Origin of the sequence: Massilia sp. METH4 (genome assembly GCF_037094685.1) — a bacterium.
Classification (GTDB): Bacteria; Pseudomonadota; Gammaproteobacteria; order Burkholderiales; family Burkholderiaceae_D; genus Rugamonas.
Map to the genome: position 1 here is coordinate 1905664 of NZ_CP146614.1, position 19444 is coordinate 1925107.

The 19444-nt window shown below is 62.9% G+C and carries 20 protein-coding genes; 13 read left to right on the plus strand and 7 right to left on the minus strand.

The window, feature by feature from the left end; all coding sequences use genetic code 11:
- Positions 1-8: 8 nt before the first annotated feature.
- Positions 9-1955 (minus strand): AMP-binding protein, encoded by a 1947-nt coding sequence (locus tag V6Z91_RS08535; RefSeq protein ID WP_338769170.1) that lies wholly within the window; start codon positions 1953-1955, stop codon positions 9-11.
- Positions 1956-2074: 119 nt separating this feature from the next.
- Here V6Z91_RS08535 and V6Z91_RS08540 point away from each other — a divergent pair, with 119 nt between their 5' ends.
- The 3 genes from V6Z91_RS08540 (at position 2075) to V6Z91_RS08550 (ending at position 4406) form a co-directional block, all read left to right on the plus strand.
- The gene (locus V6Z91_RS08540; RefSeq protein ID WP_338769173.1) at positions 2075-2773 is read left to right on the plus strand and encodes a Crp/Fnr family transcriptional regulator; all 699 of its coding nucleotides are present in this window, start codon (positions 2075-2077) and stop codon (positions 2771-2773) included.
- 155 nt (positions 2774-2928) lie between these two features.
- Positions 2929-3273 carry a hypothetical protein gene (locus V6Z91_RS08545; protein WP_338769176.1) on the plus strand — a complete coding sequence of 115 codons (345 nt, stop codon included), beginning with the start codon at positions 2929-2931 and terminating at the stop codon, positions 3271-3273.
- 128 nt (positions 3274-3401) lie between these two features.
- A complete protein-coding gene (locus tag V6Z91_RS08550; RefSeq protein ID WP_338769179.1) occupies positions 3402-4406 on the plus strand; it encodes an alpha/beta hydrolase in 1005 nt (334 codons plus the stop codon).
- Between the two features lie 151 nt (positions 4407-4557).
- Here the strand turns inward: V6Z91_RS08550 and V6Z91_RS08555 are convergent, their stop codons facing one another.
- From V6Z91_RS08555 to V6Z91_RS08565, 3 genes are all read right to left on the minus strand, one after another.
- Positions 4558-5445, minus strand: coding sequence for an SDR family oxidoreductase (locus V6Z91_RS08555; protein ID WP_338769181.1), 888 nt, complete (start codon positions 5443-5445; stop codon positions 4558-4560).
- Between the two features lie 73 nt (positions 5446-5518).
- Positions 5519-6289 (minus strand): SDR family NAD(P)-dependent oxidoreductase, encoded by a 771-nt coding sequence (locus V6Z91_RS08560; RefSeq protein ID WP_338769183.1) that lies wholly within the window; start codon positions 6287-6289, stop codon positions 5519-5521.
- Positions 6290-6327: 38 nt separating this feature from the next.
- On the minus strand, positions 6328-7317 hold the full coding sequence (locus V6Z91_RS08565; RefSeq protein WP_338771774.1) for an aldo/keto reductase: 990 nt from the start codon (positions 7315-7317) through the stop codon (positions 6328-6330).
- A 451-nt stretch (positions 7318-7768) separates the two neighbouring features.
- Here V6Z91_RS08565 and V6Z91_RS08570 point away from each other — a divergent pair, with 451 nt between their 5' ends.
- Both V6Z91_RS08570 and V6Z91_RS08575 read left to right on the plus strand, forming a co-directional pair.
- Positions 7769-8662, plus strand: coding sequence for a LysR family transcriptional regulator (locus V6Z91_RS08570; protein WP_338769185.1), 894 nt, complete (start codon positions 7769-7771; stop codon positions 8660-8662).
- Between the two features lie 163 nt (positions 8663-8825).
- Positions 8826-9628 (plus strand): IS5 family transposase gene (locus V6Z91_RS08575; protein WP_338769188.1). Its coding sequence is split into 2 segments (ribosomal slippage): positions 8826-8886 and positions 8886-9628, totalling 804 coding nucleotides; the frame shifts between segments, so codons are not numbered across the junction.
- On the opposite strand, the gene V6Z91_RS08580 is transcribed toward V6Z91_RS08575, so the two are convergent.
- Positions 9625-10425, minus strand: coding sequence for a nucleotidyltransferase domain-containing protein (locus tag V6Z91_RS08580; RefSeq protein WP_338769191.1), 801 nt, complete (start codon positions 10423-10425; stop codon positions 9625-9627). The two genes, V6Z91_RS08575 and V6Z91_RS08580, sit on opposite strands and share 4 nt — an antisense overlap.
- A gap of 104 nt (positions 10426-10529) precedes the next feature.
- Here V6Z91_RS08580 and V6Z91_RS08585 point away from each other — a divergent pair, with 104 nt between their 5' ends.
- The 6 genes from V6Z91_RS08585 to V6Z91_RS08610 all read left to right on the plus strand — a co-directional run bounded on the left by V6Z91_RS08585 (position 10530) and on the right by V6Z91_RS08610 (position 15534).
- Positions 10530-12332, plus strand: coding sequence for an aminopeptidase P family protein (locus tag V6Z91_RS08585; RefSeq protein ID WP_338769194.1), 1803 nt, complete (start codon positions 10530-10532; stop codon positions 12330-12332).
- Positions 12329-12592: a hypothetical protein gene (locus V6Z91_RS08590; RefSeq protein WP_338769197.1), complete on the plus strand. Its 264-nt coding sequence runs from the start codon at positions 12329-12331 to the stop codon at positions 12590-12592. The genes V6Z91_RS08585 and V6Z91_RS08590 overlap by 4 nt, the downstream gene beginning before the upstream one ends.
- A gap of 1 nt (position 12593) precedes the next feature.
- A complete protein-coding gene (locus V6Z91_RS08595; RefSeq protein WP_338769199.1) occupies positions 12594-13334 on the plus strand; it encodes an MgtC/SapB family protein in 741 nt (246 codons plus the stop codon).
- 271 nt (positions 13335-13605) lie between these two features.
- Positions 13606-14190, plus strand: a complete 585-nt coding sequence (locus V6Z91_RS08600) for a DUF924 family protein (protein ID WP_338769202.1) — start codon at positions 13606-13608, stop codon at positions 14188-14190.
- Positions 14190-15023, plus strand: a complete 834-nt coding sequence (locus V6Z91_RS08605) for a DUF2520 domain-containing protein (RefSeq protein WP_338769204.1) — start codon at positions 14190-14192, stop codon at positions 15021-15023. The genes V6Z91_RS08600 and V6Z91_RS08605 overlap by 1 nt, the downstream gene beginning before the upstream one ends.
- A gap of 148 nt (positions 15024-15171) precedes the next feature.
- On the plus strand, positions 15172-15534 hold the full coding sequence (locus V6Z91_RS08610) for a hypothetical protein (RefSeq protein ID WP_338769207.1): 363 nt from the start codon (positions 15172-15174) through the stop codon (positions 15532-15534).
- A gap of 49 nt (positions 15535-15583) precedes the next feature.
- Here the strand turns inward: V6Z91_RS08610 and V6Z91_RS08615 are convergent, their stop codons facing one another.
- Complete coding sequence (locus tag V6Z91_RS08615; RefSeq protein WP_338769210.1) at positions 15584-16156, minus strand: molybdopterin-dependent oxidoreductase; 573 nt, start codon at positions 16154-16156, stop codon at positions 15584-15586.
- Between the two features lie 40 nt (positions 16157-16196).
- Here V6Z91_RS08615 and V6Z91_RS08620 point away from each other — a divergent pair, with 40 nt between their 5' ends.
- The gene (locus tag V6Z91_RS08620) at positions 16197-16793 is read left to right on the plus strand and encodes an alpha-ketoglutarate-dependent dioxygenase AlkB (RefSeq protein WP_338769212.1); all 597 of its coding nucleotides are present in this window, start codon (positions 16197-16199) and stop codon (positions 16791-16793) included.
- Between the two features lie 223 nt (positions 16794-17016).
- Entirely contained in the window at positions 17017-17601 is a 585-nt protein-coding gene (locus V6Z91_RS08625) for an outer membrane beta-barrel protein (RefSeq protein ID WP_338769214.1), read from the plus strand.
- A 145-nt stretch (positions 17602-17746) separates the two neighbouring features.
- On the opposite strand, the gene ettA is transcribed toward V6Z91_RS08625, so the two are convergent.
- Positions 17747-19414, minus strand: coding sequence for an energy-dependent translational throttle protein EttA (ettA, locus tag V6Z91_RS08630; protein WP_338769217.1), 1668 nt, complete (start codon positions 19412-19414; stop codon positions 17747-17749).
- Positions 19415-19444: the final 30 nt, after the last annotated feature.

The following is a 19444-nucleotide window of genomic DNA, read 5'->3' on the forward strand; positions in this document are numbered from 1 at the left end:
TTCTCCCATCATGCCGCGCGCCGCACGTCGGCGGGCAATACGCGGCTGTCGGCAATGCGCAGGTCGGCCGCCACGATGCCGGTGCGGCCATCCTCGAATTTCACCTGCGTCTCGATGTACTGCGATTGCCGGCCCGCATACAGCGCGTCGATCAGCACGCGGTATTTCTCGGCGATGAACTTGCGGCGCACCTTGCGGGTGCGCGTGAGCTCGTCGTCGTCCGGATCGAGTTCCTTGTGCAGCACGAGGAAGCGGTGGATCTGCGTGGCGCTCATCGCTGCGTCGGCGGCCAGGTCGGCGTTCACCTTTTCCACGCATTCCGTCATCAAAGCGTACACCTGCGGGTGCGCGGCCAGGTCCGTGTAGCCCGAGTAGGCGATGCCGCGCCGTTCGGCCCAGTTGCCCACCGCGTCCATGTCGATGTTGAGAAACGCGCACACCGTATCGCGGCCGTGGCCGAACGCCACCGCCTCCTTGATGAAGGGGAAGAACTTCAGCTTGTTCTCGATGTAGTTCGGCGCGAAGATGGCGCCGCCGTTCAGGCGCCCCACGTCCGCCGCGCGGTCGATGATTTTCAGGTGGCCGTCGGCATCGAAGATGCCCGCGTCCCCCGTATGGAACCAGCCTTGCGCATCGATCGCCTCGCCCGTGGCGTCGGGCCGCTTGTAGTAGCAGCTCATCAGGGTGGGCGACTTCACGAGCACTTCGCCATTGTCGGCCAGCTTCACGTCCACGCCCGGCGCGGCCATGCCGACGCTGTCGAACTTGATCTGCCCATCCGGTTGCAGGCAGATGTAGGCGCAGGTTTCCGTGGACCCGTAGAACTGCTTCAGGTTGATGCCGATCGAGCGGTAGAAGCGGAACAGGTCGGGGCCGATCGCGGCGCCGGCCGTGTAGGCTACCCGCACGCGCGACAGGCCGAGCACGTTCTTCAACGGACCATAGACCAGCAGGTTGCCGACGGCGTAGTGCAGCCGGTCGGCGAGCGGCACGGGGCGGCCGTCGAGGATGTCCGCGCCCACGCGCCGCGCTACGTCCATGAAGTGGTCGAACATGCGGCGCTTCAGTGCGCCGGCATCCTCCATGCGGATCATGACTTGCGTGAGCATGCCCTCGAAGATGCGCGGCGGTGCGAAGTAATACGTGGGTCCGATCTCGCGCAGGTCGATCGTCACGGTGTCCGGCGATTCCGGGCAGTTCACGGTAAATCCGGCCACGAGGGCCTGGGCGAACGAGAACAGGCAATCGCCGACCCATGCCATGGGCAGGTACGAGAGCACGTTTTCCGCGTCGGTCAGGTGTTCGAAGCCCGTGCCGCCGGTACCGGCCGCGATCAGCGCGGCATGGGTCTGGCAGACGCCTTTCGGTTTGCCGGTGGTGCCCGAGGTATAAAGGATGATCGCATTGTCCGTGCCGCGGCCCGCTTGCAGCGCCGCGTCGAAGTAACCGGGATTGGCCGCGTCCCAGGCCCGACCCGCCTCCTGCAGGCGCCTGTACGAGATCAGCTCGCTCTGGCGGTAGTGGCGCATGCCACGCTCGTCGTCGTAGGCAATGTGCCGGATGCCGCCATGGTCGCCTTGCAGCTCGAGCAGCTTGTCGACCTGTTCCTGGTCTTCCACGACCGCGTAGGCGATCTCGGCGTTCTCCAGCACATAGGCCATGTCGGCCGCCGGCGCATCCTGGTACAGCGGCACGGGCACGCCGCCCAGGCACTGGGCCGCCAGCATGGCCCAGTACAGGCGCGGCCGGTTGTCGCCGATGATGGCGAGATTCATGCCGCGCTGGAAGCCGAGTGCTGCGAGGCCGCAGGCCAGTGCGCGCACTTCGTCGTTCACCTGGGCCCAGGTCCATGTCTGCCAGATGCCCAGGTATTTTTCCCGGTACGCGCACTTGTGCGGCCGGACCCGGCCGTGCTCGCGAAGCAGGCGGGGGAAGGTCTCCGGTATTGCGTCCATCTTGTCTCCCATGGTGAAGGGGTGGGGCGCGCTTTTTATGCAATGATATTAACTGCGCTTCTCCGCGTCGGTTGTCGTTTCGAAGACAATCGCTCCCACTTTCGATGGTGCGATGCAAAATGGATGACAAGGTTCCCAGCCTGAAAGAGGCGTTGCGCGGCGCCCTCTGGGCACAGGCCCTCACGCCCGAGCAGATGGCGCGCGTGGAAGCGACCACGTACGAAGTCTTCGTGCCGAAGGGCGGCTATGTGTGCCGCAAGGGCGAAGTCGTCGACAACTGGGTGGGCATCATCGCCGGCATGGTCAAGATGAACAATTTCTCGCCGTCCGGGAAGAGCGTGACGTTCACGGGCGTGCCGCCCGGCGGCTGGTTCGGCGAAGGCTCGCTGCTCAAGGACGAGTGCCGCAAGTACGACGCGATGGCCCTGCGCGACAGCCGCATCGCCCGCATGCCCGCCGAAACCTTCCACTGGCTGCTGGAAGGCAGCCTGCCGTTCACCCGCTTCCTGCTGATGCAGTTGAACGAGCGGCTGGGCCAGTTCATCGGCATGGTCGAGCACGAACGGCTGCTCGATCCCGATACCCGCGTGGCGCGCTGCCTCGCCTCCCTGTTCAACACCCATCTGTATCCGGGCAGCGAGCGGCTCGTGCAGATCTCGCAGGAAGAGATCGGCTTGCTGTCGGGCGCTTCGCGGCAGCGGGCCAACCAGGCATTGCAGGTGCTGGAGCGGGAAGGCTTGTTGCGCGTGGATTATGGCGGCATCCGCATTCTCGATCTCGACGGGCTGCGCAAGTTCGAGGCGCAGCCAGCAATCTGAAACAGTGCATTGAGAAATGTTTCGCTTCGTCAAGCTTTGAATTGATTGAGCTCAAAGCTCAGTGAATGTTCAGCAGCTTCCATCGTGGCAGGCGCATCATCCCGACTTGGCCCTGCCGGCGCGCAGGTGAACTGCAACACCCACGGGAGCAAGGGATGGGGACGCGTTACAGCCGCCGTTCGGCGAGCGGAAGCTACGAATATCACGACAGCAAGGAGTCCGTGCGGGCGGCACAGCAGGAGGAAGACAGCGCCAGTCGATCGTTCTTCTTCGGGTTTATCGGATTGATCGCTGGCGGCGTATCGAGCTATGTCTTGATTCAACAGTTTGGCGGTGCGGAGTTGCCGAAAGCGCTGCGTTTCGCCATCGTCATCGCCGGAGGCGCTGGCACGGCATGGCTGCTGGCGCGGCTTGCAGACCTCATCTGGTTCACGATCATGTCCGTCCTCGCATTGGCCGTGCTGTGGCTCATTGGGTCAGCGATATGGGAAGTAGTGTGAGTCGGCATGAAAGCCGGCCGCTCGCCGACAGGCGGTCACGGCTTCACTGCGTATGTTAGTGCCTTAACAAATTGCAGCTCCCTCCTGCTTTAGCCTGTCGTGGACACGGTTGAATTCGGGAGTTTTACATGTTACGGCTGAGCAGAAAACAAACGGCATGGGCGGCCGCGGGAGCGGGAGCGCTTGCCGCCGCCTTCATGGTGGTAAGGACCAAGACCAAACGGGCCGAGGCGGAAAATCCGCCCACCGGCGAATTCGTGACGGTCGATGGCGTGAAACTGCATTACTTGCGGCGCGGTGCCGGCCCTGTCGTCGTGCTCCTGCACGGCAACGGCGCCACGTCATTGGACTTCGAGCTGTCGGGCCTGATCGACATGCTGGCGCGCGAGCACACGGTGATCGCTTTCGACCGGCCCGGCTTCGGCTACAGCGACCGCCCGCGCAGCACGGTGTGGACGCCCGCCGAGCAGGCTGCCCTGCTGGGCAAGGCGCTGAAGGAGTTGCATGTGGAGCAGGCGGTCGTGGCTGGCCATTCCTGGGGCACGCTGGTTGCGCTGGCGATGGCGATGGACCATCCCGGTCTCGTGCGCGGGCTCGTGCTGATGGCCGGCTATTACTACCCCAGCCCGCGCGCCGATGCGGTGTTGCTGTCCGGCCCGGCGATCCCCGTGCTGGGCGACGTGATGCGCTTCACCGTATCGCCGTTGCTCGGCCGGCTGCTGTGGCCCGCCTTCGTCAAGCGCGCGTTCAGCCCGCGCGGCGAGGCACCGGCCTTCGCGCGCTGGCCCAAGTGGCTGTCGCTGCGGCCTTCGCAACTGCGCGCGGCCAGCGCCGAATCGGTGCTGATGATTCCGGCTGCCGCGCAACTGCGGCGGCGCTATGCCGAGGTCACGCTGCCGGTCACGATTTTCTCCGGCGCTGGCGACAAGCTTGTAATGCACGAGCACAATGCCGAGCGGCTGCACCGCGAACTGCTGCAAAGCCAGCTGCACACCGTGCAGGATGCGGGGCACATGCTGCATTACGTGGCGCAGGACCAGATCGTCCGCGCCGTGCATGACATCGTGCAAGGCAAGCCGCGCATGGATTTCGAGCAGACGACGAGTTACGTGGAACCGCGAGTGCTGCACTAGGAGCGCCTAACAAAACCCTCTGGTTGCTCAGCAGGCAACAGCCGAGTACACTGAGCCGTTCCGACCGTCCGCTATCGGCCAGAAGCCGACGTGCGAAGGTCATCAGTATGCGTCGAGCTGCACCGAAATTCTCGGTAGCGACGGATGAAGTTTAGGCAACTCGATTAACCATTGCGTAAGGTGCACTGCAGAGCTCCGATCGGCACAATCCTACCGACGAAGAAAGATCAAGGTGCGCGCTGGCTTGACTGAGCAAGACATTGGCCTTCGTTTTAAAAGCCTGCACAGCATCGGCGCCTGCAGCGAAGCGTGCAGGGGGCTCTGCGAGTTCGGCAAGCTGCACAAGTGCGGCGGCGAGCTTGGCAGGATCTCCGCTCTGCTTGCCATTCATGTCGGTCCACGCGGCGACGGTTTCCTTCGTGCGCTCAGCATAGTCGTCGATAGAGAGCGCTGCATACGTGGTGGAATCGGTATTAAGCAAATCCGTGCGGAAGAAGCCAGGCTCGACCAACATGGTACGGATCCCGAATGGCGCAAACTCGGGGGTGATCGACTTCATCCAGCCTTCGATTCCAAATTTGGCAGCAGCGTATGCTGAACAGAACATGCCGCCCGAGATGCCGGCTGTTGATGAGATAGTCAACAACAAACCTGAGCGCTGTTTACGCATCAGCGGCAACACGGCACGGGTCACGTTCATCGGGCCGAACAGCAGCGTATCGATCTGCTGACGGACCTGTTCCGTGGTGAGCTCTTCAAAGAAATCGGCAAAGAAATTGCCCGCGTTGTTGACCAGGACGTCGATCCGGCCGAACTTCGCAATTGCGGCCTCCACCGCAATTTGTGCGTCGTCGGGCTGCGTGACGTCAAGCCTCACGGTTAATAGAGCGTCGTGGGCACCGACTGCCGCGACAACCTTGGCTGGATCCCGTCCGGTGGCCACGACTGCATGACCCGCAGCCAAGGCGGACTTTGCGATATCAAGCCCCAAGCCGCGGCCTGCGCCAGTAATGAACCAAACCTTCTTGTTGGTCATCATGTTCTCCAGATTTAGATTGACTTTGTGTCGGTGGTGCCAAGATCAAGAGATCATCGGCTTAAAGCAAAAACGATTACGTTTTCTGAGCCTGCTTGGTCGGCATGATCCACAACTCTCCAATGGCGGCATGACGCGGGCGCGTGACCATGTATGTGACTCCATCGGCAATATCTGCGGCATCGAGCGCCTCTATGCTTGCGAAGAACGAATCGATCTCGGCACGCATGGCGCCCTGATGATTGTCGTTGAGCTCGGTGTGGACTGCGCCCGGCTCCAGCACCCCGACGCGGACATGGCTGCCGCCCAGTTCCTGACGCAACGCTTCCGTAAAGCCGTTCACGCCGAACTTCGTCATGTTGTAGACAGCGAAGTTGGGTGAAGCAACACGACCGGCATACGAGGAAATGTTCACGATGTCGGCGACGCCACGCGTCTCCTTCTTCGCTGCAGCCTGCAGATGGGGCAATGCAGCTTTGGTCATGTAGAGCAGCGCACGCTGGTTCAGGTCAATCATCTGTTCCCAGCCCTCGATCCCGTTGTCAACAACCGGGCCGATGATCATCACACCCGCGTTGTTGATGAGGATATCTAGGCGACCGAACTGAGCGATAGTCTGTTCAACGGCGGCTTCTGCGTTTGCCCGATCCATGATGTCGAGCGCGATTGCGAAAGCTTTGCCTCCTGCGCGCTCGATTTCACCAACGAGGGCGTCGAGACGGTCCTTACGGCGAGCGACGAGGACGACGACAGCACCCAGCTGAGTCAGCGCTCTTGCAGTGGCATGGCCGATGCCACTGCTGGCACCAGTAACGAGAGCAACGGTGCCCTTGAGTTTTAAAGTCATACTGCATCCTTTCCAATATGCATGAAGTTGGGGGCTCGTCAGGGCAGCGGCGACATGCCATGTCCGCCTTTTGAACTCGTTCCCAGCTTGGCCCCGATATCGATGCCTGCGAGCAGTTCCGCGTTCAACCGCGCTCCCTGTACCCGGATACCAGCAAAGCCGTCATTGATCTCCTTCAGGTCCGCTGCGCTCAAGGAAAGCGCAAGTGCGTCCATGTTCTGCTCCATATGCTTGCGTGTCGTCGTTCCCGGAATCGGTACGATCCATGGTTTTCGAGCTAACAGCCAAGCAAGCGCGACCTGACCGGGTGTCGCTTGTTTCCGGTTGGCCACGCGCTGGAGCAGTTCGACGATCTGCCAATTGGCACGGCGCGCTTCTGGAGTGAAGCGGGTCATCGATGCCCGCAGATCCTCCTGGCCAAGTGCCGTTCTCGGGGTCACGGTTCCTGTCAGGTAGCCCATTCCCAAGGGACTCCACGCGACAAGCCCAATGCCTAACTCTTCGCAAGCCTGCAACACTTCAAGCTCGGGATCACGCGTCCAGATGGAGTATTCGTTCTGTACGGCCGTTACCTGCAGCACTTTTTGTGCACGGCGAATCGTTGCGCCGCCTGCACCGGAAAGCCCGAAGTGACGCACTTTTCCCTCGCGGATCAGGTCTTGTACTGCCCCCGCAACGTCCTCGATAGGCACGGATGGATCGACACGATGCTGGTACTGGAGATCGATGTAATCAGTCTTCAAGCGGCGTAGCGAGCCCTCCGTTGCACGCTTGATGTGCTCAGGCCTGCTGTTATGTCCGGGACCAACTGCACCCGTATTCAGGTCGACATTGAAGCCGAACTTGCTGGCGATAACTACCCGGTTACGCACTGGTGCCAGAGCTTCACCAACTAGTTCCTCGCTAAGGAAAGGGCCATAAACTTCGGCGGTATCAAACAGGGTAACGCCGCGATCGTAGGCAGCGCGGATCAGTCGGATCGCCTCTTGCTTGTCGATCGGCCGGTTGTACATTCCGGCAACGTTCATGCAGCCAAAGCCGAGGGCCGAGACTTCTAGCGTTCCAAGCTTGCGGCGGCCTTGTTGTGTTCCTTGCTGGGCAGTCGCGGACTGACCTGGCTGCTGGGTTTGTGCGCTGACAGACCCAGGAGTCAGCAATGAAGTTGCTGCCAATCCTAACCCCGCGACGAGCAGCCTGCGGCGGTCCGTTTGTTCCGGGCCATTTTCGCTATCAAGATGATTCTTCAGCTTATCCATACATCTTCTCCTTTTCTGCCACGCCTTTCAGCAGTTCCATCCACAATTTGGACTGTGCGGATACTGAGTGCTAGGACGAGCGGTTGATTGAGTGCTGCCTCGGCCTTGTTTCCTTACCAACGGTGGCACACGCGAGTCTTGCAACAGCTCGAGTATGTTAGCCCTGGCCATTCTCAGTGATAAGATGCCTAGATCTTCAAGAGCCTATAAGCGGGACTACTAAATGCAGCGCGAAGAAATGGCTGACTTGACGGCGTTCCTTGTCGTAGCAGAGGAGCGTAGCTTTACAAGGGCTGCCGCAAAGCTCGGGATGACGCAGTCTGCGCTCAGCCAGCTCATGCGTCGATTAGAGAAACGGCTTGGATTGCGTTTGCTGACGCGAACGACGCGGAGCGTGGCCCCGACTGATGCGGGCGAGCGGCTTTTGCAAACCCTTGCTCCAGCACTGGCAAATTTGGATGCGAGCTTGGCAGCATTGAGCGAGCTACGCGACAAGCCAGCCGGTACTATACGTATCACCTCAGTCGAACATGCAGCAAAAACGATAATCTGGCCTGCGCTGAAAAAGCTGTTGCCCGACTACCCCGATATCAACGTTGAGATCTCCCTTGACTATGGTCTCGTCGACATCGTGGCCGAGCGTTATGACGCAGGCGTACGTTTGGGGGAACAGGTCGCACAAGACATGATTGCTGTTCGCATCGCGCCGGACATTCCGATGGCCGTAGTCGGGGCGCCGGTGTATCTTGGGAAGCATCCAGCTCCGGCAGTGCCACAGGACCTCATACAACACCGTTGCATCAACCTTCGAGTACCTACTTCTGGCGGGCTAACTACTTGGGGGTTTGAAAAAGACGGGCGAAAGCTCAACGTTCGTACTGATGGACCGTTGATTTTCAACACGCTCGACCTGATCCTGGAGGCGGCGATCGAAGGGTTTGGCTTGGCGTATTTGCCGATGGACCTAGTTCAGATGCGTCTTAGCAGTAGACAACTGGTACATGTGCTGAGCGATTGGCGCACCGAACTATCCGGTTATCACCTTTACTATCCCAGCCGCAGGCAGCCAACGAGTGCATTTGCACTACTTGTCGAAGCGCTGCGATACCGGGCGTGATCCAGGGGCTCTTTTTCCCATCCGTAGCGCAAAATAGGTCGTCACCTGAAGCAGTGTCTTCAAACGGTAGACTTCAGACCGTCCGCTATGGGGCAATAGCGGACGTAAGCAGGCTCAGTAAGGGCACTAACATGGTGTCCGTGTTTGTCGACGGACTGATGCCATGGCCCGCGAACTGCTTCCCGAAGATCTTTGGTCCCTTATAGCAGCTCATCTTCCGCCTTGTCCCCATCGCCGAAAGCCGGTCGCCCGCGCATCGATGATCGCGCGGCGCTGATTAAAATCCTGTTTGTTCTCAAGACTGGAATACCATGGGAGTACCTGCCGCGCGAACTCGGCTGCGGCAGTGGCATGACATGCTGGCGTCGCCTTCACGAATGGATTCTAGCCAGCGTTTGGCAGCCTATCCACGAGGCGATTCTTCGACGGCTCCGCGAGCACGATCAGATCATGTGGGATCGAGCTTGCGTTGACGCTGCAAGCGTACCGGCACCTGGTGGAGGCGAGCACACAGGCCGAAACCCGACCGATCGCGGCAAACTCGGCAGCAAACACCATTTGCTGGTGGATGAGCGTGGCCTTCCCTTCGTAGCCCAGATCTCAGGTGCGCTGGTACACGATTCGCGTTTCCTCATCCCGTTAGTAGAGTCAATCCCCGCAATTAAAGGGCTTGCAGGCCGTACCCGCAAACGTCCAGGTAAGCTGCATGCTGATCGAACGTACGCTTCAAGAGCCCATCGGGCTTGGCTGCGCAGTCGTGGCATCGCAGCTCGTGTCGCGCGCTACGGCGTGGAGTCGCGTGAACGGCTTGGACGGTGGCGTTGGGTCGTCGAGCCGACCTTGGGTTGGCTACACCGCTTCCGCAGATTGCGCATCCGGCATGAGCGGCGAGCAGACATGCACCAAGCGTTCCTGACGCTTGCCTGCTCGCTCATCTGTTGGCGGTATGTCGAGAGGTTTTGTTAGGCGCTCGAAGGCTGTTTTTCCTCGTCCAGCACGGCGTGGAACAGCGCATTCAACCGCGCGGTGACACTGCCCCGTTCGAACCGCGGTATCGCCGGATGGTCGAGCCGGACCAGCTCTTCCTCGATGAAGGCGTTCAGGCTCGGCACGGGATCGGCCAGGCCCAGTTCCGGCGCGGCGCGCTTCTTCTCCAGCAGCGCGCCGATATCGCGCAGCAGTTCCGGGCGATCGTCCAGCAGATGCAGCAGCTTGTGGAATTCGATCGGGGCCGCCGTCCGGTAGCGCTCGATCCAGCGCACGGACAGCAGGGGCCGCAGGGCGTAGAAGTATTTTTTCAGCGGGACCTGCTCCGCTCTCAGGTAGCCGCGGTAATTCGTCTTCGCCATGCTCCGGTAGTGGTACAGGCCATGCTCGCCGTTGTACACCTGCGGCAGCGCGTCCCTGGCGCGTTCCCGGAAGCTGCCCCGCTCGATGTAGATGATCGGCGACTGGATCCACTCGACGAATGCCGGATTCGATTTCCAGAACAGCCGCAGCGCCTTGCGCACGTCCCAGCCGTTCAGGTCGATATCGTCGACGATCGGATATTCGATCACGTCGCGCTTTTCCTCCAGGTCGACCGCCATGTACCACGCCGGGGGATGCGCGTAGATGAAGCGCACGTCGTAGTCGCTGTTGGGCGAGGCGAAGCCCCAGGCGCGGCTGCCCGATTCGACGGCGAGCAGGATGCGCACGCCATGTTCCTGCTCGGCGGCCGCCAGGCGCCGCATGATTTCCTGCCTTACGTCTTCCGGTATCACGAATACCTCTCCGTTCGTTGGAAGCACGATTGTAGGGGCGCCACTGACGAGCTGCAATCGCGGTATCATTGCGCCGACCACCGCTGCCGGCAAGAGATACAACCATGACCGATACCATTCCCGACCGCCTCGCCGCCCTGCGCCAGGCCATGCGCCGCCATGGGGCGGATGCCGTCATCGTGCCGTCTTCCGACCCGCACCTGTCCGAATACCTGCCGCCGTGCTGGAAGGGCCGCGAATGGCTGTCCGGCTTTTCCGGGTCGGTCGGCACGTTCATCGCCACGCAGGACTTCGCCGGCGTGTGGACCGATGGCCGCTACTGGACCCAGGCCGAATCGGAACTGGCCGGCACGGGCATCGCGCTGATGAAGATTTCCTCCGGCGCCAGCACGCAATACGTGGACTGGCTGGCCGAGACGATGCAGCCCGGCCAGGTCGTGGCCGTCGACGGCGCGGTGCTCGGCCTGGCCATTGCCCGGCTGCTGCTAGGCGCCCTGCAGGCGAAGGGCGTCGAGCTGCGTACGGACCTGGACGTGCCGGGCGAAGTGTGGAGCGACCGACCGGGCTTGCCGACGGAACCCGTGTACGAGCACGAGGCGCCGTTTGCTTCCACCTCGCGCGCGGACAAGCTGGCCGCGCTGCATGCGGCCATGCGCGAACACGGTGCCGACCGGCACCTGATCTCCACGCTCGACGATATCGCCTGGCTGTTCAACCTGCGCGGATCGGACGTGAACTTCAACCCGATCTTCGTCTCGCATGCGCTGGTGGGCCTGGATCACGCCACGCTGTTCGTTGCCGAAGGCAAGGTCAAGCCGTCGCTGGCTGCCAAGCTGGCGGCGGACGGCATCACCGTCGCGCCCTACGCGCGTGCCGCCGCCGCACTGGCCGAACTGCCGCCCGGCACCGTGCTGCTGCTCGACCCGCGCCGCATCACGCACGGCACGCGCCAGGCCGTGCCCGGCCATGTGAAAGTGGTGGAAGCAATCAATCCCACCACGTTCGCCAAGTCGCGCAAGACCGAGGCCGAAGCCGCGCACGTGCGCGCCACGATGGAACAGGATGGCGCCGCGCTGTGCGAATTCTTCAGCTGGCTGGAGGGCGCGCTGGCGCGCCGCCATGAGGAACCGCTGAACGAGGTCGATATCGACCGACACATTACCGCCGCGCGCGCGCGGCGACCGGGCTTCGTCAGCCCCAGCTTCGGCACCATCGCCGGGTACCAGTCGAACGGCGCGATCATGCATTACCGCGCCACCGAGGTGAACCGCGCCGTGATCGAAGGCGACGGGTTGCTGCTGATCGATTCCGGCGGCCAGTACATCGGCGGCACCACCGATATCACCCGTGTGGTGCCGGTGGGCGAGATCACGGCCGAGCACCGGCGCGACTTCACGCTGGTGCTGAAGGGAATGATGGGGCTTTCCGCCACGCGCTTCCCGCGCGGGACGAAGGCGCCCATGCTCGATGCGATCGCGCGTGCGCCGATCTGGGCCGCCGGCATCGATTTCGGCCACGGCACGGGCCACGGCGTGGGCTTCTTCCTCAATGTGCATGAAGGGCCGCACGCGATCACCCCATCGATGATGCCGGAGCCGCACACGGCGATGGAGCCGGGCATGATCACGTCGATCGAGCCGGGCATCTACCGGCCCGGAAAATGGGGCATCCGCATCGAGAACCTGGTGATGAACCGGGCCGACGGCACCACCGAGTTCGGCGAATTCCTGCGCTTCGAGACGCTCACGCTGTGCCCGATCGACACGCGCTGCATCGACCGCGCGCTGCTGCGCGAGGACGAGATCGCGTGGCTCAACGATTACCACGCCACCGTGCGCGAACGCCTGGCTCCGCTGGTGGCGGGCGATGCGCTGGACTGGCTCAATGAAAGGACCAAGGCGATATGAGCAGCCGTTCCACCCGTGCGTCCAACGCGGTCGACCGCCTGAAGAAGCGCAGCGGCAACGAGGGGTATTCGATGTCGATTACCGGCAGCGGTCATTTCTTCCTGACGGAAGGGCCGGGCAAGCCGCCGCTGTGCCCACCGATGGAGCTCGACGAGTTCGTGGCCTTCGTCAATGCGCAGGGGCCGCAGACTCCCAAGCGCGTGAGCAAGCTCGATGTCGCATTCGAAAAGCAGCTGACGAAGAAGCCGCCGAAGGCCTGACATGACGCGCGACATGCTGGGTGCCTACTGGTCGTCCACGGAGCTGGTGACGAATGGCGTCATCATCCTGAACCTGCTGGGCGCGCTGCTGCTCGGCATGCTGGTCGGGTACGAGCGCTCGTATCACGGCCGCGCCGCCGGCATGCGCACCTATGGGATCGTGTGCATGGCCTCGGCGGCGCTGACGGTGATCGGCGGCTACCCCGAACACTGGTTCGGTGGGCACATGACGGCGCTGGTGGGCACCGATCCGACCCGGGTGATACAGGGCATCGTCACCGGCATCGGTTTCCTCGGCGCCGGCGTCATCATGCGCGAAGGGTTCAATATCAGCGGCTTGACGACGGCGGCGTCGATCTGGGCATCGTCCGTGATCGGCGTCCTCGTCGGCGTGGGGTTCTATGCCGCGGCCATGGGCCTGGCGCTGGCATCGGCCACGGTGATGATCTACCTGTCGCGCATCGAAGCGTGGCTGCCGTCGCGCCATGCGATCGCGATCACGCTGCGCTTCAAGCCGGGCTACGAACCGTCCGGGGAAAAATTGCGCGAGATGGCCAGGGAGCGCGGCTACGAGATCGCCGGCGGCTCGCTGATGATCAAGCTGGAAGCGGGCCGCATGGAATGGCGCTTCGTCGCGCTGGCGCTCGGCAAGCACAGCGGCACCCCGTTGGCCAAGCTGGCCGCCGAGATGGCGCATTACGAGGGCGTGGAGGGTTTCCAGATCACGCATGCCCGCAATTGATGCAGTTGGGTTGAGCCGGCGGGCCGATCTCGCGAGCATTCACCCCAACAGCAAAGACTGGGGTGGAACCCGCCGAGTTGCTCGAAACCGGGGTCAGACCCCGAATTTTGGAAATATTTCCTGGTTATGGGGTCTGACCCCGGTTTTGGGAAACGCAAGCATTCGCCCCAACAGCAAAGGCTGGGGTCGGACCCGCCGGGGCCGACCCCGGGTTCCGCACTTGGGGTTTGCCAGCTGAACGGCTGTCAAATCCGGCAACAGGGAAATACTTATGCTCGTCACACCGCAAGACGTACTGGATTTCTGGTTCCTGCCCATCGGCGTGAAGGGCCACAATATGCAGCGGCCGGAATGGTTCCGCAAGGATGATGCGTTCGATCGCCTGGTGTTCGCCGAATTCGGCGATGCCGTCGAGGACGCGCTCGCGGGCGGCCTGCGCCACTGGGACGACGAGGGCACGCAGGGCGTTCTGGCACGCATCATCGTGCTCGACCAGTTCACGCGCAACATCTACCGCGGCACGCCGAAGGCGTTCGCCGGCGACACGCTGGCACTGGAGGCGGCGCTCGCCATCGACAACTCCGGCGCCAACCAGACGCTGCCCCCGGTACAGCGGGCGTTTTCGTACATGCCGTTCGAGCATGCGGAAAACCTGTCCATGCAGGACCGCTCCGTGATCCTGTTCGACAAGCTGGCCGCATCGAGCACCGGCTTCGAGAGCATGCTCGACTACGCGAAGCGCCATCGCGACGTGATCCGCAAGTTCGGCCGTTTCCCGCATCGGAACGAGATCCTGGGCCGCACGTCGACGCCGGAGGAGCTGGAGTTCCTGAAAACGCCGGGGTCCGGGTTCTGATGAAGCGGCTTTGCATCGTCGGTGCGGGCCACGTGGGCCGGGCGCTGGGGCGCCTGTGGCACACGGCCGGCGTGTTCGACATCGCCGGCGTGCTGGCCCGCTCGCCGGCATCGGCACGGCGGGGTGTCGACTTCATCGGAGCGGGTTTGGCCACTGGGGACATGGCCGGCCTGCCGCTGGCGGACGTCTACATGCTGGCCGTCACGGACGACCAGATCGTGCCCGCCTGCGCGGCGCTCGCGGCCAGCCGGCCGCTGCACGGCGCCGTCGTGTTCCACTGCAGCGGCGCGCTCGCATCGGGCACGCTCGAGGCGGCGCGGCAGGGTGGAGCGCTGCTGGCCAGCGCGCACCCGATCCGCAGCTTCGCCGACCCCGCGGCCGTCGTCGCCGCGTTCGACGGCACGTTCTGCGGCATCGAGGGCGACGCGGCGGCGCTGGCAGTGCTGGCGCCGGCGCTGGAAGCCATCGGAGCCCGCCCCGTGACGATCGATCCGGCGGCCAAGACGGTCTACCATGCGGCCGCGGTATTCGCCAGCAACTACCTCGTCACCGTGCTGGACGCGGCGCTGCGCGCCTACCAGGCCGCCGGCATTCCCGAGGACGTGGCGCGCGAACTGGCGCGGCCGCTGGCGCAGGAATCGCTGTCGAACGTGTTCCGCATGGGCGCGGCGCAAGCCCTGTCGGGACCGATCGCGCGGGGCGATTACGCCACGGTGCAGCGGCAGCAGGCGGCGGTGGCCGCGTGGGATGGTGACACGGGGATGCTGTATGGCGCGCTGGTGCCGCCGACCGCGGCGCTGGCGGCGCGCAAGGCCGCCGGGACGTCCGATTAACCGCACGGCAATCTTGTCGGCTTGGCGTCAAAACGTTGCGCTCAAGCAAAAATACTGTCACAGTGATCGACAAAATTGGTTGAAGGCAATAAGCTAGGTCCTCTTTTTCACTTCTCATCAACCGGCGTCGCGCCGGACAGGGGATCTTATGTTATTTCTGAAGTCCACGACCGTGACCAAGGCGCCCGGCATCTACGAAATCGATATCGCCGCAAAACCGCCTGGCAAGACCTACGGCGTCTACCTCGCCACCGATCCGGATCACCCGCCGGTCGGCGTGATCGAAGCGCTGGCCGCCGCCGGCTTCCAGCAAACCCACAGCTCCGGCTACACCCACAAGGACCGCGGCAAGGTGCTCGACCTGCATTTCCAGAAGGACGGCACCGACCTGTTCAAGGGCTGGAAGGCGGAAGAGTGCGAAGCCAACATGGCGCAGATCACGAAGATCTTCGGCGACGTGGGCATCACCTTCACGCCGCGCGTCATGTCGCTGGCCGAAGCCTACGCCTGAGTTTCCAACAAAGAAATCTTTCCAGGAAAATGGGGTCTGTCCCCATTTTTCAGGCAATATCGATGTGGTACAGGGCCCAGGGGCAGGAGCCGAAGCGCTCGGCCACGGGTCTTGAAGCCATTTCCGGCACCCGGTCCGCGTCGTAGACCGCCCACAGCGGCCCCAGCCCGCCCAGCGCCATCGGCGCGCCATCCATTTCAGTCGCCACGATGAAACGCTGCTTGCGCGCTTGCGCGCCGGTGATGGCTGCCGCATAGCCGTCGACGGCGCGCAGCGTGATGCGGGTGGCGTCCGTGACAAGGACCCCGGCCGCCTTCAGCACGTCCGCCAGCAAGGGGCCGGACAGCGTGTGCACCTTGCCGTCGTATTCCAGCGTGGGCTTGATCGTCACGGCCGGCAGCGCGGCCAGCGCCGCGTAGTCGAATGTCCAGGCCTTCTCGAAGGCCAGCTTCTGCTTGAACATCATCTGGTCCGCCACAGGGTCGAAGCGGCCGCGGTTGGCCTTCGGGATCGCGCCCGTGACCGTCAACAGCGTCGGTCCGCGTGTTCCGGCCTTCGGCGCGGCAAGCGCCGGCGCGGCGCCCGTCGCGGCGAGCGCGCCGAGGAAAGTACGTTTCTCCATCAGGTTTTCCTTGTCGTTCCGAGGCGCATATCATAGCGCCATGGATCTGTTCTCTCTTGAAGCCGCCCTGCAGCCGATTCCGATCGAGGATGGCCGGCTGTCCTTCCTTCCCCAGTTGCCGCTGCCCGGGCCCAACGACGTGGTGCTGCGCCGCCTGCTCGACGAGATCGCGTGGCGCGAGGAAACCATCTACCTCTTCGGCAAGGCAGTGCGGCAGCCGCGGCTTTCGGCCTGGTACGGCGAAGCCAGCTACACCTATTCCGGCCGCACCTTCCATCCCCTGCCGTTCACGCCGCTGCTGCTGGACATCAAGCGCGCCGTCGAGGATGCGACCGGCGCGCGCTTCAACAGCGTATTGCTGAACCTTTACCGCAACGAGCGCGACAGCATGGGTTTCCACAGCGACGACGAGCCCGAGCTGGGCCCCGAGCCGACCATCGCCTCGGTCACGTTCGGCGACGCGCGCACCTTCATCCTCAAGCACAAGAAGCGGGGCACGACCATCAAGCTGGACCTGACGGATGGCAGCCTGCTGCTGATGGCCGGCACGCTGCAACGGCACTGGCGCCATGGCATCAACAAGGAAACCAGGCCACGCGGCGCCCGCGTGAACCTCACCTTCCGGTGGATTCGCTGAAGACTTGCCGCGACAACACTTTATTAGGGTTTCTTAAGCAAACGCCGACAGTTTGGGGGCCTCAGCGCCATTTCAATGGCCATTACATCTGCTAACAATTATTACGGAAATGGACCTTTTATAAATGAGCTCCGGTGTTATCTTGGTTCCATCGCGGTTCCAACCACACTGAACAGCGATCCCGCAGCACTGTAACGACAACCATTTTGCTGAGAGATCAACCATGAAAAACACCATTCTTGCCCTTGTTGCTTCCGCTGCTGCCTTTGGCGCGGTATCCGCTCACGCAGCCGACGGCCGGCCGTACGTCGGTATCGGTGGCGTCGTTTCCGAACATCGCTACGAGAACCTGACCGGCGACACCGGCGGCGACCACAGCAAGCACGAATATGGCGGCAAGTTCTTCGCCGGCTACCAGATCAACCCGACCTGGGCCGTTGAAGCCGGGTACACCGACTTCGGCAAGTCCAACTACGCTTACTCGCAAGCCGGCATCAATGGCCGTGCCCAAGCCGATTCCAAGTCCTACTATGTGGCCGGCAAGGCCAGCTACCCGGTAGCGGAAAAGGTCAATGTGTTCGGCAAGCTGGGCGTCGCGCATAACAAGAACGACGTGAACCTGTCCGGCCTGGCCGGCTCGTACAGCGGCGAGAGCAGCCGCAATTCCGCCTACGCCGCGCTGGGCGCCGAGTACGCGGTGAACGAGCAGGTCGCGCTGTCGCTGGAGTATGAACACTACGGCAAGAACGAAGTGGACTTCGGCCGCAGCAAGGGCGCCGTGTCGCTGAACGCCAAGTACAGCTTCTAACGGAGCTGGCGCACCGATCGAGGCCGGGCGCGACAGCCGGCCGGGATTCCGGCCCAATGTCCCTGCGCCCGCCTCACCGGAAAAGTTCTTCGTGAGAGAAGAAAAAACGGACTCCAGTGGAGTCCGTTTTTGTTTCCGACGCAGCTTAGTTCGTGAGCGGCTTGTAGCGGATACGCTTCGGCTTTGCGCCTTCCTCGCCGAGGCGCTTCTTCTTGTCCGCCTCGTATTCCTGGTAGTTACCGTCGAAGAAGGTTACTTGCGAGTTGCCTTCGAAGGCCAGGATGTGGGTGGCGATGCGGTCCAGGAACCAGCGGTCGTGCGAGATCACCATCACCGAACCGGCGAATTCCAGCAGCGCGTCTTCCAGCGCGCGCAGCGTTTCCACGTCCAGGTCGTTCGACGGTTCGTCCAGCAGGAGCACGTTGCCGCCCTTGAGCAGCGTCTTGGCCAGGTGCAGGCGGCCGCGCTCGCCGCCGGACAGGTTGCCCACGATCTTCTGCTGGTCGCCGCCCTTGAAGTTGAAGCGGCCGAGATACGCGCGCGACGGCATTTCGAAGCGGCCCACGGACAGCATGTCCGCCCCGCCCGACACGTCCTCGAACACGGTCTTGTTGTTGGCCAGCGCATCGCGGCTCTGGTCGACCAGGGAGATCTTCGCCGTCTTGCCGATCACGACTTCGCCGCTGTCCGGCTGCTCGATCCCGGCGATCATGCGGAACAGCGTCGATTTACCGGCACCGTTCGGGCCGATGATGCCCACGATCGCGCCGGGCGGCACGGTGAACGACAGGTTGTCGATCAGCAGGCGGTCGCCGAACGCTTTCGACACGTTCTTGAACTCGATGACTTCATTGCCCAGGCGCTCCGCCACGGGGATGAAGATTTCCTGCGTCTCGTTACGCTTCTGGTATTCGTATTCGGACAGTTCATTGAAGCGCGCCAGGCGGGCCTTCGACTTGGCCTGGCGGGCCTTCGGATTCTGGCGCGACCATTCCAGTTCCTTCTGCAGCGCCTTCTGGCGCGCCGATTCGGTGGCTTCTTCCTGCTTCAGGCGGGCCTGCTTCTGGTCCAGCCACGAGCTGTAGTTGCCTTTCCACGGGATGCCGTGCCCGCGGTCCAGTTCCAGGATCCATTCGGCGGCATTGTCGAGGAAGTAGCGGTCGTGGGTGATGCCCACCACGGTGCCCGGGAAGCGCAGCAGGAACTGCTCCAGCCATTCGACGGATTCGGCATCCAGGTGGTTGGTCGGCTCGTCGAGCAGCAGCATGTCGGGCTTGGAGAGCAGCAGCTTGCACAGCGCCACGCGGCGCTTTTCACCGCCGGACAGCACGCCGATCCTGGCATCCCACGGCGGCAGGCGCAGTGCGTCGGCGGCCATTTCCAGTTGCAGGTTCAGGTTGCCGCCATCGGCGGCGGCGATGATCGATTCCAGGCGCTGCTGCTCGGCCGCCAGGGCGTCGAAGTCGGCGTCCGGCTCGGCATAGGCGGCGTACACGGCATCGAGCTTGGCCTGCGCTTCGAAGGCTTCGCCCAGGCCCGATTCCACTTCCTGGCGCACCGTCTTTTCCGGATCGAGCTGCGGTTCCTGCGGCAGGTAACCGATCGACAGGCCCGGCATCGGGCGGGCTTCGCCCTGGATGTCGGTATCGATGCCGGCCATGATCTTCAGCAAGGTCGACTTACCGGAGCCGTTCAGGCCCAGCACGCCGATCTTCGCGCCCGGGAAGAACGAGAGCGAAATGTCTTTCAGGATCTGGCGCTTGGGCGGGACGATTTTGCCCACGCGGTTCATGGTATAGACGTAGTTTGCCATTAAGAAATTCTCGAATGAGTGATGAGACTT